Origin of the sequence: Streptosporangium sp. NPDC023825, assembly GCF_040639575.1 — a bacterium.
Lineage (GTDB): Bacteria > Actinomycetota > Actinomycetes > Streptosporangiales > Streptosporangiaceae > Streptosporangium.
This window is the reverse complement of record NZ_JBFAAE010000108.1, coordinates 1-15278: the sequence shown is the minus strand read 5'-3', so window position 1 is coordinate 15278 and position 15278 is coordinate 1. Positions and strand designations below refer to the sequence as shown.

Here is a 15278-nt window from a genome sequence, read left to right as displayed (position 1 = left end):
TTCACCGCGTGATCGGCCAGCCACGGCTGCGCGGCCACCGACAGACGCCCGCTGAAGACCACCGACTCACCACCGGCGACCTCCGTCACCGCACTCAGCAACGGATGATCAAGCGCACCCAGTCCGGCGGCACTCATCTCCCCGACCCCGGCACGTGCCGAGATCCAGTACCGCTCCCGCTGGAATGCGTACGTCGGCAGATCGACGTGCGCTCCCCGGGTGAGGATCGCCGTCCAGTCCACAGTCACGCCGTGGGTGTGGAGCCGGCCCAGTGCCTCGATCAGCGCCCGGACCTCGTCGCGGTCCTTGCGCGCGGTCGCGACGAACGTTCCGTCCTCGACACTCTGCTGAGCCAGCGCGGTCAGCGTCGAGTCCGGTCCGACCTCCACGAACACACCCGCCTGGCAGGCGGTGACCCCGTCGGCGAAGCGCACCGCCTCGCGCACGTGCCGCACCCAGTACGCCGGGTCGGTCAGCAGACCCGGCTCGGCGGGCCGGCCCGTCACGTTGGAGACCACCGGGATACTCGGCTCACTGAAGGTCAGCGCGGAGACGATCTGCTCGAATTCGGCCAGCATCGGCTCCATCAGGGGCGAGTGGAACGCGTGCGAGACGCGCAGCCTGCGTGTGCGGGCACTTGTCAGGGCGGCGATCTCCTCCACCGCGGTCTCGCTACCGGAGATCACCACGGCCTGAGGGCCGTTGACGGCGGCGATGCTCACATCCTGGCGGCCCTCCAGCAGGGGGAGGATCTCCGCCTCGGGAGCGGCGATGGCCAGCATCGCCCCACCCTCCGGAAGGGCCTGCATCAACCGGGCCCGAGCCGTGACCAGGGCACACGCATCGGGCAGCGACAGCACCTCGGCCACGTGAGCCGCCGCGATCTCCCCGACCGAGTGACCCACCAGCACGTCCGGGGTCACCCCCAGCGAGGCCAGCAGCCGATACAGGGCGACCTCGAAGGCGAACAGCGCCGGCTGGGTCATCCCCGTCTCGGCCAGCACGCTGTCAGGGTCGGAGAACATCGCCTCGCGCACCGAGCCGGGCAACAACGCGCAAATCTCGTCCAGCGCCTCGGCGAACACCGGGAACGCGGAGGCCAGCTCACGGCCCATGCCCACCCGCTGGCTGCCCTGACCGGCGAACAACATCGCCAACCGGCCACCACCGGCCGCTTCCAGCGCCGTCGTGCCGTCGGCCAGAGCACGCAGACCCGCCACCAGCTCAGCCCGATCCGCGCCCGCCACCGCCGCGCGCTGCTCCAGCACCGCCCGGCCCGTCGCCAGCGTCCAGGCGACATCCGCCACGTCGAGCTCAGGCCGCTCCTCCACCCACGACGCGAGCCGGGAAGCCTGCGCCCGCAGCGCCTCCGGAGTCCTGGCCGAGACCAGCCACGGCGTCACCGGCGACTCAGCGCCGGAAGGTTCCGGCTCCGCCGCCGGACCCTGCTCGATGATCACGTGTGCGTTCGTGCCGCTCACGCCGAAGGACGAGACACCGGCCCGGCGCGGACGGTCCTCCACCTCCCACGAACGAGGCTCGGTCAGCAGCTCGACGGCGCCCGCCGTCCAGTCCACGTGCGGCGACGGCGCGTCAACGTGAAGCGTCTGCGGCAGCGTCCCGTGCCGCATCGCCATCACCATCTTGATGACACCACCGACACCGGCGGCGGCCTGCGTGTGACCGATGTTCGACTTCAGCGACCCCAGCCACAGCGGCCGGTCCTCGGGACGGTCCTGACCGTAGGTGGCCAGGATGGCCTGCGCCTCGATCGGGTCACCCAGCCTGGTACCCGTACCGTGCGCCTCCACGGCGTCGACGTCCGCCGTCGACAGACCGGCGTTGGCCAGCGCCTGGCGGATCACCCGCTGCTGCGAAGGACCGTTCGGCGCCGTCAGACCGTTGCTCGCGCCGTCCTGGTTGACCGCGCTGCCCCGCACCACGGCCAGCACCCGGTGACCGTTGCGCCGCGCGTCCGACAGCCGCTCGACCAGCAGCATGCCCACGCCCTCGCCCCAGCCGGTGCCGTCGGCCGACGCGGAGAACGCCTTGCAGCGCCCGTCCACCGACAGGCCACGCTGCCGGGAGAACTCCACGAAAGTCGCCGGAGTCGCCATCACGGTCGCCCCGCCGGCCAGCGCCAGGTCGCACTCACCCGAACGCAGCGCCTGCACGGCCAGGTGCAGCGCCACCAGCGACGACGAGCACGCCGTGTCCACCGTGACCGCCGGACCCTCGAACCCGAACGTGTACGACACCCGGCCGGAGGCGATGCTGCCCGAGTTGCCGGTGCCCATCAGGCCTTCCAGCTCGCTCGGCACGTCAGAGAGCTGGGGCGCGTAGTCGTGGTACATCACGCCCGCGAAGACACCGGTCCGGCTGCCGCGCAGCCTCACCGGGTCCAGGCCCGCCCGCTCGACCGCCTCCCACGACGCCTCCAGCAGCAACCGCTGCTGCGGGTCCATCGCGAGCGCCTCGCGCGGCGAGATGCCGAAGAAGCCCGCGTCGAACTCGCCGGCGTCGTGCAGGAACCCGCCGGACCGCGAGTACGAGGTGCCCCGGTTGTCGGGGTCGGTGTCGTAGAGCCGCTCCAGATCCCAGCCGCGGTCGCCGGGGAACTCGCCGATCGCGTCGGCACCGGCGTCCACCAGGTCCCACAGGCCCTCGGGCGAGGACACCCCACCGGGGAACCGGCAGGCCATCCCCACGATCGCGATCGGCTCACGCGCCGCGTCGGTGAGAGAACGATTCTGCGCGCGCAGCCGTTCCGTCTCCTTCAGCGAGGAACGCAGGGCCTCGATGAGCTTGGTGTCGTTCGCAGTCATGCTCGCCTCGTACTCTTCGCGCTATCGAAAGTGGGATCTACGCGCTCGGGATGCTTTCGGTGATCGTCCGCATCACCGCTGGGGCGTGGGTGTTCAGGTAGAAGTGGCCGCCTCGGAAGACCTGCATGTCGAAGGCGCCGCTGGTGTGTTCCTTCCAGCGGGTCGCCTCGTCCAGCGAGACATGGGGGTCGTTGTCACCGACCAGCGCGATGACGGGTGCCTCGATCTTGATTCCGGGCGGGCATCGGTAGGTCATGATCGCCTTGTAGTCGCCGCGCAGCGAGGGCAGGATCATGCTCACGACCTCGGGGTCGTTCAGCATGCGCAGGTCGGTCCCGCCGAGTCGCCGCACCTCGGCCAGGAGCGCCTGGTCGCCCTCCTTGTGCACCGTCTCGTTGCGTGTGCAGGAAGGCGCGCGCCGGCCCGACGCGAACAGCACCAGCGGTGAGATGCCATGTGTCAGCAGCCTCCTGGACACCTCGAACGCGACCACGGCGCCCATGCTGTGACCGAAGAAGGCCATCGGCCGGTCGGCCAGCGGGACGATCTCCTCGGCAAGCCGGTCCGCGAGCGTCGCGATGTCGTCGATGCACGGCTCGTGGCGGCGTTCCTGCCTGCCGGGATACTGGACGGCCAGCACATCCAGCCGCGCGGAGAGCTGTCTGGCGACGGGGTGGAAATACGAGGCCGAGCCACCCGCGTGCGGGAAACAGATCAGGCGGGTGGCGAACGGCGGCGCGGCCTGGAAAGACCGCAGCCACGTTCCGGTTTCGGTGATCACTTGCACTCCTTCTCCTGGTTCACCGGGAGGACCATGAATTCGGCGCCTCGAAGACCCCGGGCTCATTCCAGGAAGGAAGATGAGCGGGGGCGTCGCCGTTCCGAGGCCGGCTCGCGAGGATGCGCGACAGGGCCGCCATCACCGCGGCCACCTCTTCCTGGTCGGGCTCACCGCGTACGAACCGGAACATGACGTCGTCGTCGCCGGCCATCACATCGGCAGGTTTCCGTGCTTGCGGTACGGGACCTTCGCGTTCTTCGCGCGGAGCATGGCGAGCGACCGGGCCAGGACCGCCCTGGTCTCGGCCGGATCGATCACGTCGTCCACCAGGCCGCGCTCCGCGGCGTAGTAGGCGTGCATGAGCTCCTGCCGGTACTCCTTGATCATCTCGGCGCGCGTCATCTCGGGGTCGTCGGCCGCGGCGATCTCCTTGCGGAACACGACGTTCGCCGCGCCCTCGGCGCCCATGACGGCGATCTCGTTCGTCGGCCAGGCGAAGGACAGGTCCGCGCCGATGGAACGGGAATCCATCACGATGTAGGCCCCGCCGTACGCCTTGCGCAGGATGACCTGGATACGGGGAACGGTGGCGTTGCAGTACGCGTACAGCAGCTTCGCCCCGTGCCTGATGATGCCTGCGTGCTCCTGGTCCTTGCCCGGCAGGAAGCCGGGCACGTCCACCAGGGTGACCAGCGGGATGCTGAACGCATCGCAGAACTGGACGAATCGCGCCGCCTTCTCCGAGGCGTCGATGTCCAGCGCGCCGGCCAGCGAGGACGGCTGGTTGGCCACGATCCCCACCACGTGGCCGTCGATCCTGGCCAGGGCGCAGATGACGTTGGTCGCCCACAGGGTGTGCACCTCGAAGAAGTCACCGAGATCGACGATCTCCCTGATGACCTCGCGGATGTCGTACGACCTGCTGAGCTCGACGGGCACGATGTCGAGGAGGGCGTCGCAGCGCCGGTCGGCCGGGTCGTCCGTCGGCAGGTCGGGCGGCGCCTCGCGGTTGTTGGCCGGCAGGAGCGACAGCAGGTAGCGGACCTCCTCAAGGCAGTCCACCTCGTTGTCGTAGACGAATCCGGCGGCCCCGGAGAGCGTTCCGTGCACCTGGGCGCCGCCGAGCCCGTCGTGGCTGATCTTCTCGCCGGTCACGGCCTCGACCACGCTCGGGCCGGTGATGTACATCTGCGAGATGCCGTCGACCATGAAGGTGAAGTCGGTGAGCGCCGGCGAGTAGGTGGCACCACCGGCGCACGGGCCGAGCATCACGCTGATCTGGGGGATGACCCCGGAGGCCCGTACGTTGCGCTGGAAGATCCCGCCGTAGCCGGCCAGGGCGGTCACGCCCTCCTGGATCCTGGCGCCGGCCCCGTCGCTGAGGCTGACGAGCGGCGCGCCCGTCGCCGCCGCGAGGTCCATCAGCTTGTGGATCTTCTGGGCGTGCGCCTCGCCGAGCGAGCCGCCGAAGATCCGGAAGTCGTGGGCGTAGGCGAAAACGGTGCGTCCGTGTACGGTGCCCCACCCGGTCACGACGCCGTCGGTGTACGGTCGCCGGTTCTCCATGCCGAAGCCGCTCGCCCGGTGCCTGCGCAGCTGCTCGATCTCGGTGAAGCTACCGGGATCGAAGAGCAGTTCCAGCCGTTCGTCGACGGTGAGCTTGCCCTTGGCCCGCTGCTGCTCCGTGGCCGACTGGACATCACCGCCCCGTGCCTGGTCCTTGAGCATTCCGAGTTCGGCGACCCTCTCCCGCAGCGAGAGAGGTGTTTCCAGGCCGCGTTCTGTGGTAAGAGTCACGTTGCGTATATCCTCTCGGCCAATAAGCAGGGATATTCGACAATGCGCCATTCATTTCGTGAACGGATGCCCCGCCTCATTCACGCCTCATTCCAGCCCATGAGACAGCGGCGTAGCTACCGGGGCTCGCCCCTAAAGATCCAGCCGGTATTCCCCTACGCAGTCCCCTGAGACGGTCCGCGGAGTAAGGGGATCGAGCCCGGTGCCGGGCGGCACGGGGTCCCGTGAGCGGGGTCGACCCCTGCCTGTGATCCGGCGCGACCGCGCGGCGAGGCGCGCGGCCGAGCTCGTCGCCGGCCCCGGCCCCGGGTACGGCGCCACAGCCGTGAGGCGCGGTCACCAGGGCGTTTCGCGCGGCACCGTCCGCGACGACGCGTGCTCGGAAGGGATCCCCGCCCGCTGTCCGCGCGGATGGAAGCGGACGGAAACCGGGGGTCACCGGGTTCGCGCCGCGTACGACCCCGCCCGCCTAGTGGATTCTAGGGGTTACTCGGCTTCTCCGATCCGGCAAATAATGGTGCCGCTTGGCCGTATACGAGCGTGTGCTCCATGCGAGCCCTACAGCACGTTAGGAGAAACCGTTGGACTTTGGCCTTTTCTATTTCGCTGACGAGGCAAGGGCAGGAACCGACCAGTACCGGTTGTTGCTGGAAGGGGCCCGATTCGCCGACACCCACGGTTTCTCCGCGGTGTGGACGCCGGAACGGCACTTCCATGAGTTCGGTGGCCGCTACCCCAATCCCGCCGTCACCGGCGCGGCCATCGCGGCCGTGACGGAGCACGTCGCGATCCGCGCCGGAAGCGTCGTGGCCCCGCTGCACCACCCGGCACGCATCGCCGAGGAATGGGCGGTCGTGGACAACCTGTCCGGCGGCCGCGCCGGCATCGCCTTCGCGACCGGCTGGCACCTGGACGACTTCGCGCTCCGGCCGGAGAACTACGGCAACCGCAGGCAGGTGACGACCGAAACGGTCGACACCGTGCGGCGCCTGTGGCGGCAGGAGTCGGTGGAGGTGAACGACGGCGCCGGCGAGCCGGTCAAGCTCCGGACCCACCCGGCCCCGATCCAGCCGGAACTGCCGACGTGGCTCACCAGCTCGGGCAACCCCGAGACGTTCCGCCAGGCGGGCGAGCTCGGCGTCGGCATCCTCACCCACCTGCTCGGCCAGAGCCTGGACGAGCTGGTGCACAAGGTGGCCGACTACCGCGAGCACTTCGCCAGGAACCACAGCGGCACCGGCCATGTCGTGCTGATGCTGCACACCTTCCTAGGCGAGGACCGGGCCCGCGTGCGCGAGGTGGTCCACCAGCCGTTCACCGACTACCTGCGCAGCTCGATCGGGCTGGTCATGAAGGCGGCCGAGGAGCTGGTTCCCGGCCTGGACCCGGAATCGATGGACTCCGAGGACATCGAGTTCCTCCTCGAGATCTCCTTCGACCGCTACTTCGACACCGGCGGCCTCTTCGGCACGGTCGACGACGGCATGGCCCTGCTGCACTCCCTCGAGAAGATCGGCGTCGACGAGATCGGCTGTCTCATCGACTTCGTCCCCGACACGGACACCGTGCTCGACAGCCTCAACCATCTCGACCGGCTCAAGCGGACGTGGGAAGCGCGGTGAGTGATGATCGATAGCCTGAGAATGCGGCGCGTGCTCGGTCGGTACCCGACCGGGGTGGTGGTGATCGCCGCGATGTCGGAGGGCGAGCCGTGCGGTTTCACGGTCAACTCCTTCACCTCGGTCTCCCTCGAGCCGCCGATCGTGGCCTTCTGCGCCGCTCACACCTCGACCACGTGGCCGCGGATCAGGGCCGTGGGCGCCTTCACCGTCAGCCTGCTGAGCGTCGGGCAGGCGGAGGTGTGCCGATCGTTCGCGACCAGGGGCGCCGACCGGTTCTCCGGCATCGGCTGGTCCACGAAGGAGAGCGGCCATCTGGCGATCGACGGCGCGCTGGCGTGGATCGACTGCGTCCTGGAGACGAGCCACCTGGTGGGAGACCACGAGCTGATCCTCGCCAGGGTGACCTCACTGGCCACGAACGACGACGACGAAGAGCCGCTGGTCTTCCATCAGGGACAGCTGCACCGGGTGTGCGCCGACGCCCTGGCCACGCCCTGCCGGACCCTCCAGACGGTCTCGTGACCCCTACCCCGCACAAAGCCCAGGCCCATACCCGGACCTGGGCTTTGTGCCGTATATCCCGCCCCTGCCCGCATCCTTGACATGATGAGCATCCCGCAGGCGCCGAGGGCTCAGACAGGACGGCGCCGGATACAACGGGCGCTTCCTCCACGGCACGAGCGGCGGCTCCTCCACGGCACGAGCGGCGGCGCCGACCGCCCTCCCGGACGTCGGCCGGACGTCGGCGCGATCGCCCCGGCCCCGTCGATCCTGTACGGTCGCGACCGGGATCGGGCGACATTCTGAGAGGAACACGGAGGGCGGCCCATGGGCTGGGAACTACCCCTGGACGACATCGCGAACTACCAACCGAACCTGTACACACCAGAAGATCTCCACGAGTTCTGGCAGAAGACTCTGGACGAGGCCGCCGGTTACCCGTTGAACGTGACGGCGGAGCCTGTCGAGGACACCCCCCTGCGGTCCGTGACCGTCTACGACGTGACCTTCGCGGGGTTCGGCGGCCAGCCGGTCCACGCGTGGTATCTCGTGCCCAAGGACGCCGACGGCACCCGGGCGACCGTCGTCGAGTACATCGGCTACGGAGGCGGTCGCGGCCTCCCCCACGAGTGGCTCTACTGGTCCGCGGCCGGCCATCCGCACCTGGTCATGGACACCCGCGGTCAGGGCAGCGCCTGGCGTACGGGAGACACCCCCGACACGGGCACCTCGGGGAGCCCGCGCGTCCCGGGGTTCCTGACCGACGGGCTGCCGGACCGCGACTCCTACTACTACCGCCGCCTCTTCACCGACGCGGTCCGAGCGGTGGACGCGGCCGCGCTGCTCCCCTTCGCCGACCGGGATCGGCTCGTGACGACCGGGACCAGCCAGGGCGGCGCGCTGTCACTCGCCGCCGCGGCCCTGCATCCGACGGTCGCGGGCGCGATGCCCAACGTCCCCTTTCTCTGCGACATCCGACGTTCCGCTCATATCGCCACGCAGGGCCCCTACGCCGAGCTGGTGAAGTGGTGCCGTACCCATCGCACCGAGGCCGGTGCCGCCCTGGCCATGACCGCGTACTTCGACCTCGCGGTCCTCGCGCCCCGCGCGAGCTGCCCGGCACTGTTCAGCGTGGCGTTGCGTGACGAGACCTGTCCGCCTTCGGGGGGCTACGCGGCCTTCAACCGCTACGGCGGCCGGAAAAAGATGATCGCCTACGAGTGGAACGACCACGAGGGAGGCGAGGCCTTCCTGCTGCGCGAGCAGGCCGAGTGGCTCTCGCGGCTCTTCTGACCCCGAACCCCGCCGGGGAGGCGCGCGCGTTCCGAACCTCGCCGGGGAGGCGCGCGTTCCGTGATCCGGACCCCGTGCGGGAAAGGGAAGATCATCGGCTGGCGGGAAGACCGTGAAGCGCCGTGCCCGCCGGCCCCGGATTTCGACAGCCGGTTGCGGGGAGGGAACGCGTTCTCGAGCCGACCGCGACGTACGATCGGTCAATGACCGAAATGACCGAAACCACGCCCGGCTGGCTCGCTCCCGAGGAACTGGAGTCGACCCGCGCGCGGATGCCGATCCTCTACATCGACGCCGTACCGGTACGGGTCGACGAGACGGGAGTGGTCACGCGTGTCGGCCTGCTGCTGCGCATCGGGGCGGACGGAGCGGTCAGCCGCGCCCTCGTCTCCGGCCGCGTGCTTCACCATGAGCGCGTCCGTGACGCGCTCATGCGCCACCTGGAGAAGGACCTCGGCCCGACGGCGCTGCCCCGCGTCCCCGCCTCTCCGCAGCCGTTCACCATCGCGGAGTACTTCCCGACCCAGGGCATCACCCCCTACCACGACCCCCGGCAGCACGCGGTCTCCCTCGCCTACGTCGTCCCGGTCGCGGGGGACTGCCGTCCCCGGCAGGACGCCCTCGACCTTGTCTGGTTCACCCCCGAGGAGGCCTCGTCCCCGCTGGTGCAGCAGGAGATGCTCGGCGGGCAGGGCGTCCTGCTGAAGCAGGCCCTCGCCCACGTCGGCTGCCTTTCCTGACCGCCCGTTCCCGTTCCGGCGGCCGCCCGCGCGGGCGCCTTCCCCGCGAGCGGTCGGTGCCGTCCGGCCCGGCCTCGGGGCGGGACGACCCCGGGACCGGTGAACGACCTGACGATCATGACGGCTCGCCCAGCCGGTCGGTGACGATCAGCTCCACGACCCGGTGGGGCTGCTCCCGCCTGACGGCGTGGAGGGTGGGACCGTCACGGACGGACACCAGGTAGCAGCCGGAACGTGGACCTATGGTCACCGTGGCGGCGCGCCGCCCCTGAGCGATCACTGCCAGCTCGGGCGGGCGCCGGTCCGTCCGCGAGCGCAGGCCGGCCCGTCCGGGCCAGGCGGGAGCCCCCGGGCGGGCGGCGAAGAACCCCAGGCTCATCGTGTGGTGGCGGTGGGCGCGGATCCCCCGCTCGATCAGCAGCCGCTGCACGACCGCCAGCGCCCTGTCGTGGCGTTCCGCCGTCTCCTCGTCGACCATCACCCGGGACTCAGCCCGCACCACACGCCGTGCCACCTGTCCTCCAAAGTCGGACTCACCGGATCCGGATGGCGAGGGTCGCGGTTCTCACCATCACGACGACCTTATGAAGAATCGTCACCACCAGTGTTCACGATTTCCCGTGAACAAAACGCCGGATAAGACTAGAAGGCCATTCGACTTTCCAGACCGCGCAGCTGTTCGGGAACGGTCCGGTAATAGGTGCCCAGCTGTCTGACTGCCTCTCTGGCCGTAGGGTGGAATCGCGCCATCTGCGGGGCGATTCGCTCGGCGTTGAGCACTCGTCTGAGCGCTTTGTCGTGTTCTTTGAGTAACAGGTGCGCTCTGGACATGTCTATTTCGTGATGCGCCCTGCGCTCGGCGTAGAGCCTGGAGGACGGCGTGAACCCCGAGTCCAGGCGGATCGCCGTGTCGTGGTCACCGAGTTCCGTCGCCACCGCGCACCCGTGGATCACCGCGTTGACGGGATTCACCTGCAGCCCGTACGGGTCGGGCCCCGGGCGCGCGTCGAGCCGCGCCGCCGCCTCCGCCGCGAGGCCGTGGTGCTCCCAGGCGTCCGTCCCGTGCCCCATCCGCGCGGCGGAGACGGCGGCGCGCAGGTGGAGGGAGCCGTAGACCTGCAGTCCCGCCGTTTCCGACCGGTCCACCTCACCCGCCGCCCGCTTCACCATGGTCAACGCGATGTCACCGGATCCCAGGGTGAGCAGCAGCAACGCGCGCGACAGGGAGACCAGGTGCCGCAGGTGCGGGTCGTCGGCGCGTGGTGCGGCGATCGCGGCCCGCTCGATGGCGACCTGCGCCAGGTCGTTGTAGCCCAGTCGCCGGGTCAGGGACACCGCTATGGCGTACGCGTGGTTCAGCAGGCGCCACGCCCTCGGAGCGTCCGACTCGACCGCGTGGGCCGTCAACTCCTCGATGGTCGAGGGCAGGCTGCGAGAAACATTCGCTTTCGCCGCGATGCCGATTTGGGTGAGCCCTCTGCGTTTACGCGTCCTGGCAATTCGACGACCTGTGGATCCGCTCTCACCATCCGGATCGGGATCCCATTCCTGCCCGGTCATCCCGGCACCTCCCCGCACCCGTGCGACATCTCCACGATAACGGCCCGCCGGCTCCGCCGAGATGAACATTCCCGCCGGGCGGTTCCCTTTCCTGCGTGAAATCACCCGCCGGTCTTTTCTCACAGGAAAACGATCATCCGGTTTTCCCGAGATCGGCGGATCGATCTTTCAAGGATCCGGCGAACAGACGCTCACTCGGTATCGATCTCAGGCTCTCCCGCAGACAGCGGCGAGACGGTCGCCGCCATGGATTCGATGAATCGTCGCTCCCGCCGCGCCAGCTCCGCCGCACGCAGTTCGATGAAACCCTCGTCATCCCCGATCACCAGACGCGCCAACGACTCAGGGGAAACGCCCAGGCTGTCTTCGGCCACGTTATGGGGCATATCTCTGAGCACAGCAGCCCTGGCGGTGACACCGGGAGTGGTCTCCAGCACCACCCGGTTCGCCGGGTTGGATCCGTTGGCGAGGCCCGCCTTGTTCGACACCCTCCGGAACGCCGCCGTGTCCAGACGTCGAATGACATCGATGGCCTGGTATTCGCTTCCCTTGGCGGTGTATCTGACCGGGAACTCTCTGAGTTCCCACAGGAGATAGGCCCGTACACGTGCGCTGCGCAGGTCGAATTTGTCAGGGTAGGGGCGCGCGCGCTGGTCGGCGAAGTCGAACATTCCCTGGCTTCCACCGAAGTCGTGCAGCCTCTTCGCGCCGGACGCGAACGCCCGCATGTCCTGAATGGCCTGCCTGCTGGTGGTCGAGTTCGCGCTCGCAAAGTAGCCGGCCCATGAAGTGGTCCAGAACCATCGGATCAGCCCTTCGGCCTGCTCCTCGGACGGTTGAGGGCACAGGTGGAAGAACAACGTGAGCAGCATGAGCTGGTTGTTGTAAGGGATCAGACGAGCGAGCGGCACACCGATGCGGTCCTGCAGAAAGGCGACCGCGAGCGACATGGCCGCGTCCGTGTCGTGGACCGCTCTGTATACCTTGCCTTCGACCCTCCTGGCCAGCACATCCCAACGCGCCCCGGTCACCTCCTCCTCACCCGCGACCGCCAGCACCGCGCGGAAGGCGGTCGTGGAGCTGATCTCCCCGAACCCCTCTTCGGCGATCCGCTCCAGGATCGCACCGATGCTGTTGGCCAGGCTCTCCTCCCCCTGGCCCTTGTAGGTCAAGGCGGAGACCATCTGGTCGGGACTCATCGGCTGGCCCTTGCTGTTGACCCGCGAGAAGACCTCGACAGCCTGGGCTAGCGTTCCTCCGAGCAGCGTCACAACGGAGATTTTGTACGACTTGATCCTCTGAGCGACCTGCTCGCCTTCTTCGACCAGCTCGTTGTAGTGGGCGGCATGCGCCTTACTGTTGCCCAGATGGCGCGCATAGGCGAGAAAGTCCAAGGTCTTGAGGACCGACCGTACAGGCAGATAGTTCGCGGGAGGCGCCCCCGCCTTCTTCCAGTGCACGTACCGGTTGGAGCGGGAATCTCCCTCGCCGAGCACCCGGTAGACACGCCAGATCCAATCATGCAGTTCGCTGGACAGGTCGCCGTCGTCAGGATGGTAAAGACAGGCATAGAGGGTCGACAGACGCTGATGTCCATCGAGGACGTAGGTGACGTTATTTCCAGGTGCCGCGTCGGGGATCGGGAGGCCGCCGACCTCGCCGAGGCTCTCCAGCGGCTGCGGCGTCTCCCACAGCAGCAAACTACCGATGGGGTAACCACGCTCGATGCTGTCGAACAGGTCCAGCATCTGGTCTGGCCGCCAGACGAACGGCCTCTGGAACTTGGGAACCCGTAACTGCCCCTTGTGAACAGCGGTGAGGAAGCTCTCCAGCAGGTTGACATCCGGACGTACTCCGATCTCACCGCCGACTGCCGTGAGCTCGTCCGGGGCACTCAGCCCCGCGTCGTTGTCCGTATCAGCCATGTCATGTTCCTAAACGATCTCTCGAAGCAACGCAAGCAGTCCGCGCAGTTCCTCGCACACTCCTGAACCGAGCGCGGCGAAGTCGGATTCTTGGAGGTTGCCCGCCTTCGCCTCTCGCTCGAGAAGCCGGCTGAGCTTCTCACCGAACCCAGCGCCCAGCCCCTGCACCATCCTCTCGGACAACGATTCGTAAAGTTCCTGTTGCTCCGGTGAGATCTCCAGGCAGCACTTCTTCTTGTTCCAGAACCCCGTCTTGAAGTCGAAGTACGCTCGCTGGTCCGGGGTGAGGTCCTTGAGGTGCGCGATCCTCTTCGCGAGCTCGGCCCTGGTGAGACCTGAAACCGCGGCCAGGATCTTGTTGGGCACGTAGTTCTCTGCCTCGCGAAACACCAGCACGTGCCCGGGCACCCCCAGATCGCGCAGCCCGTCGGCGGTCTTCTCGTGCTTCGATGTACTTCCCGGCACCATCCTGTCGCTGTCCAGCAGGAATGCAACTCGAGCCACGCGGCGGAACCGGGCGCGCTCAGCCGCCACGACCTTGGGCACCTCGCCGCTCCCGCCCGCCTGGGCAAACTCCAGCCAACCCTTCTCGTCAGCCTCGACAATCTTGTCCGTGGCGAAGACGTGCGCCAGCGCCAGCACGAAAGCCCGGTCGCTCTGCTGGTTCTCGACGACGACCTGGGCGGGCCTGCCGAGATCCTCCACATGCTCGGTCAGGCTGTCAGCGGTGATCATAACCGGCCGTGAACGAGGCTCGCCGCCCGCCCATGCCTGACTGACCAATCCCTTCTGGGCCATGAGTCCGTAGGTCTGCGCTCTGATCGGTGCGTGCTGCCGGAAGTAACCCACGACCAAGTCCGGATCGCCGAAGTTGATCACCCACTCGTGACGGCTTTCGGCGAAGTACTGCATGAGCATGATGATGTGTTCGAACCCGGTACCGTCTTCGGCGAAGACCTCTCCTGCTACCTCAACCCTCATCGCGCCCTCGGGCGAACTGCGCTTCGGCTAGCTTCTTGGTCTCCTCGAAATCCTCGGAGAACACTCCGGCAGGCCAGTAGTCGAGGTTGCCGAAATCGTCAATGTTGATTCGGCGGACCCGGGACGAGCCATTTTCATGATCGACGAAATGCACCGCCACCGCATCGCTGGAGATTCTTCCCTCCGCGATCCGACGACGCAACCTCAGCAGCATGGTCTCACTGTGAGTTTCGATCAGAAAACGGCTACTACCCCTTTCTGTCTCCGTTATGAATAGATCGGCCAGCAAGGCGTGAAAGGCGGGATGAAGGTGCAATTCCGGCTCCTCGACGACTTGCAGGTCTCCGGGACTCCGAGCCAGTTGAACGAGCAGCGGCAGAACCTGGGCCACGCCCGTCCCCGAATCAAGCAGATTGACTCTGAGGCTCGGGTCCGTAGTGGAACGAAGAATTACCGAGTAGAGAGGCCCTTGTGTCTCTACGTCGAGTTGCCAGCCGGCGAGACTGTCACCAAGGAGTGCGTTGACCTCGTCCAGCAGGCGACGATTGTTGCGAACCTGGTCACTGATCAGCATTCCCACAGCGTGCTCGCCTGCGGATCCCACGTCACGGGGAGATCGCGCGGGAAGTCTCACGAGCCGCGACGGCCGCTGCCTGTAGGGACCCAGGTAGGAGATCTGACCGAACCCTCGCCGCAGGCTCTCGAAGACGGCTGGATCATGAAACCCGAACCGATCCGAGGAAAAAAAGCCGCTGTCGGGAATCAATCCTACAAAAGGGTTCGAAACCAGCCCCTCCTCGCCTTCGTCAAAAATAATCCTGTATGACATCTCGGCCGAGTCCTGCTGCCACTCCAGTACCACCCGATTACGTTCGGACGTCATCTCGAAATAACGGACGACCTGAACATGCAGTTCAGCGATATTTTGAATAGTCGTCTTAATGTTATAGGTTTTCCCTTGGAGATCGACAGAGAATCCGAGCCCGAGAGGCCGGTGAACATTGTTCCCGTAGACCAGATCCAAATAGCCCGGAGGGTCGTCACCTAGACTGTCCAAATCGAGTGGAAGTGTCGAATCGGTGTGAATCCCCGTTTCGAGAAGCAAAGGCAGGCGAGTAAGAACACTCTTGCCCGAGTTGTTCTTGCCAAGGATTACAGTGAACCTTTTTCATCCTCGGGCGACCTGCGCGATGCGGTGGTTTTGAAGGACGGCGATGGCCTTGCACAAGTGACCGGCCTTGGCGGGGCTGCAG

Annotated in this window: 13 protein-coding genes; 4 read left to right on the top strand and 9 right to left on the bottom strand. The window is 67.4% G+C overall.

The genetic code is table 11. The annotated features are described in order from the left end of the window. From AB0G15_RS42115 to AB0G15_RS42100, 4 genes are all read right to left on the bottom strand, one after another. A partial coding sequence (locus AB0G15_RS42115; protein WP_362851146.1) for a type I polyketide synthase occupies window positions 1-2825 on the bottom strand: 2825 nt, incomplete at its 3' end. A gap of 37 nt (window positions 2826-2862) precedes the next feature. After that, complete coding sequence (locus tag AB0G15_RS42110) at window positions 2863-3606, bottom strand: alpha/beta fold hydrolase (RefSeq protein ID WP_362851145.1); 744 nt, start codon at window positions 3604-3606, stop codon at window positions 2863-2865. 19 nt (window positions 3607-3625) lie between these two features. Further along, window positions 3626-3796: an acyl-CoA carboxylase subunit epsilon gene (locus AB0G15_RS42105; protein WP_362851148.1), complete on the bottom strand. Its 171-nt coding sequence runs from the start codon at window positions 3794-3796 to the stop codon at window positions 3626-3628. A gap of 20 nt (window positions 3797-3816) precedes the next feature. Beyond that, window positions 3817-5334: an acyl-CoA carboxylase subunit beta gene (locus AB0G15_RS42100; protein WP_362695445.1), complete on the bottom strand. Its 1518-nt coding sequence runs from the start codon at window positions 5332-5334 to the stop codon at window positions 3817-3819. 650 nt (window positions 5335-5984) lie between these two features. Between AB0G15_RS42100 and AB0G15_RS42095 the strand changes: the two genes are divergently transcribed. The 4 genes from AB0G15_RS42095 to AB0G15_RS42080 all read left to right on the top strand — a co-directional run bounded on the left by AB0G15_RS42095 (window position 5985) and on the right by AB0G15_RS42080 (window position 9559). Then, entirely contained in the window at window positions 5985-7025 is a 1041-nt protein-coding gene (locus AB0G15_RS42095) for an LLM class flavin-dependent oxidoreductase (RefSeq protein WP_362851144.1), read from the top strand. Between the two features lie 21 nt (window positions 7026-7046). Further along, entirely contained in the window at window positions 7047-7547 is a 501-nt protein-coding gene (locus AB0G15_RS42090; protein WP_362851147.1) for a flavin reductase family protein, read from the top strand. 306 nt (window positions 7548-7853) lie between these two features. Next, window positions 7854-8819: an acetylxylan esterase gene (locus tag AB0G15_RS42085; RefSeq protein WP_362851143.1), complete on the top strand. Its 966-nt coding sequence runs from the start codon at window positions 7854-7856 to the stop codon at window positions 8817-8819. Window positions 8820-9022: 203 nt separating this feature from the next. After that, window positions 9023-9559, top strand: a complete 537-nt coding sequence (locus AB0G15_RS42080) for an NUDIX hydrolase family protein (protein WP_362695067.1) — start codon at window positions 9023-9025, stop codon at window positions 9557-9559. Between the two features lie 115 nt (window positions 9560-9674). On the opposite strand, the gene AB0G15_RS42075 is transcribed toward AB0G15_RS42080, so the two are convergent. From AB0G15_RS42075 to AB0G15_RS42055, 5 genes are all read right to left on the bottom strand, one after another. Beyond that, window positions 9675-10073, bottom strand: coding sequence for a hypothetical protein (locus tag AB0G15_RS42075; RefSeq protein WP_362851142.1), 399 nt, complete (start codon window positions 10071-10073; stop codon window positions 9675-9677). Window positions 10074-10201: 128 nt separating this feature from the next. Next, on the bottom strand, window positions 10202-10966 hold the full coding sequence (locus AB0G15_RS42070) for a hypothetical protein (protein WP_362851141.1): 765 nt from the start codon (window positions 10964-10966) through the stop codon (window positions 10202-10204). A gap of 344 nt (window positions 10967-11310) precedes the next feature. Beyond that, on the bottom strand, window positions 11311-13044 hold the full coding sequence (locus AB0G15_RS42065) for a DUF262 domain-containing protein (RefSeq protein ID WP_362851140.1): 1734 nt from the start codon (window positions 13042-13044) through the stop codon (window positions 11311-11313). Between the two features lie 9 nt (window positions 13045-13053). Continuing rightward, window positions 13054-14025 carry a hypothetical protein gene (locus tag AB0G15_RS42060; RefSeq protein ID WP_362851139.1) on the bottom strand — a complete coding sequence of 324 codons (972 nt, stop codon included), beginning with the start codon at window positions 14023-14025 and terminating at the stop codon, window positions 13054-13056. Continuing rightward, window positions 14015-15049, bottom strand: coding sequence for a DUF3696 domain-containing protein (locus AB0G15_RS42055; protein ID WP_362851138.1), 1035 nt, complete (start codon window positions 15047-15049; stop codon window positions 14015-14017). The genes AB0G15_RS42060 and AB0G15_RS42055 overlap by 11 nt, the downstream gene beginning before the upstream one ends. Between the last annotated feature and the right edge of the window lie 229 nt (window positions 15050-15278).

Bases quoted from the DNA above. Each gene is read 5' to 3' on its own strand.
- AB0G15_RS42100 (WP_362695445.1), bottom strand. From the start codon at position 5,334: ATGCTCAAGGACCAGGCACGGGGCGGTGATGTCCAGTCGGCCACGGAG.
- AB0G15_RS42060 (WP_362851139.1), bottom strand. From the start codon at position 14,025: ATGAGGGTTGAGGTAGCAGGAGAGGTCTTCGCCGAAGACGGTACCGGG.
- AB0G15_RS42085 (WP_362851143.1), top strand. From the start codon at position 7,854: ATGGGCTGGGAACTACCCCTGGACGACATCGCGAACTACCAACCGAAC.
- AB0G15_RS42065 (WP_362851140.1), bottom strand. From the start codon at position 13,044: ATGGCTGATACGGACAACGACGCGGGGCTGAGTGCCCCGGACGAGCTC.
- AB0G15_RS42090 (WP_362851147.1), top strand. From the start codon at position 7,047: ATGCGGCGCGTGCTCGGTCGGTACCCGACCGGGGTGGTGGTGATCGCC.
- AB0G15_RS42080 (WP_362695067.1), top strand. From the start codon at position 9,023: ATGACCGAAATGACCGAAACCACGCCCGGCTGGCTCGCTCCCGAGGAA.
- AB0G15_RS42105 (WP_362851148.1), bottom strand. From the start codon at position 3,796: ATGTTCCGGTTCGTACGCGGTGAGCCCGACCAGGAAGAGGTGGCCGCG.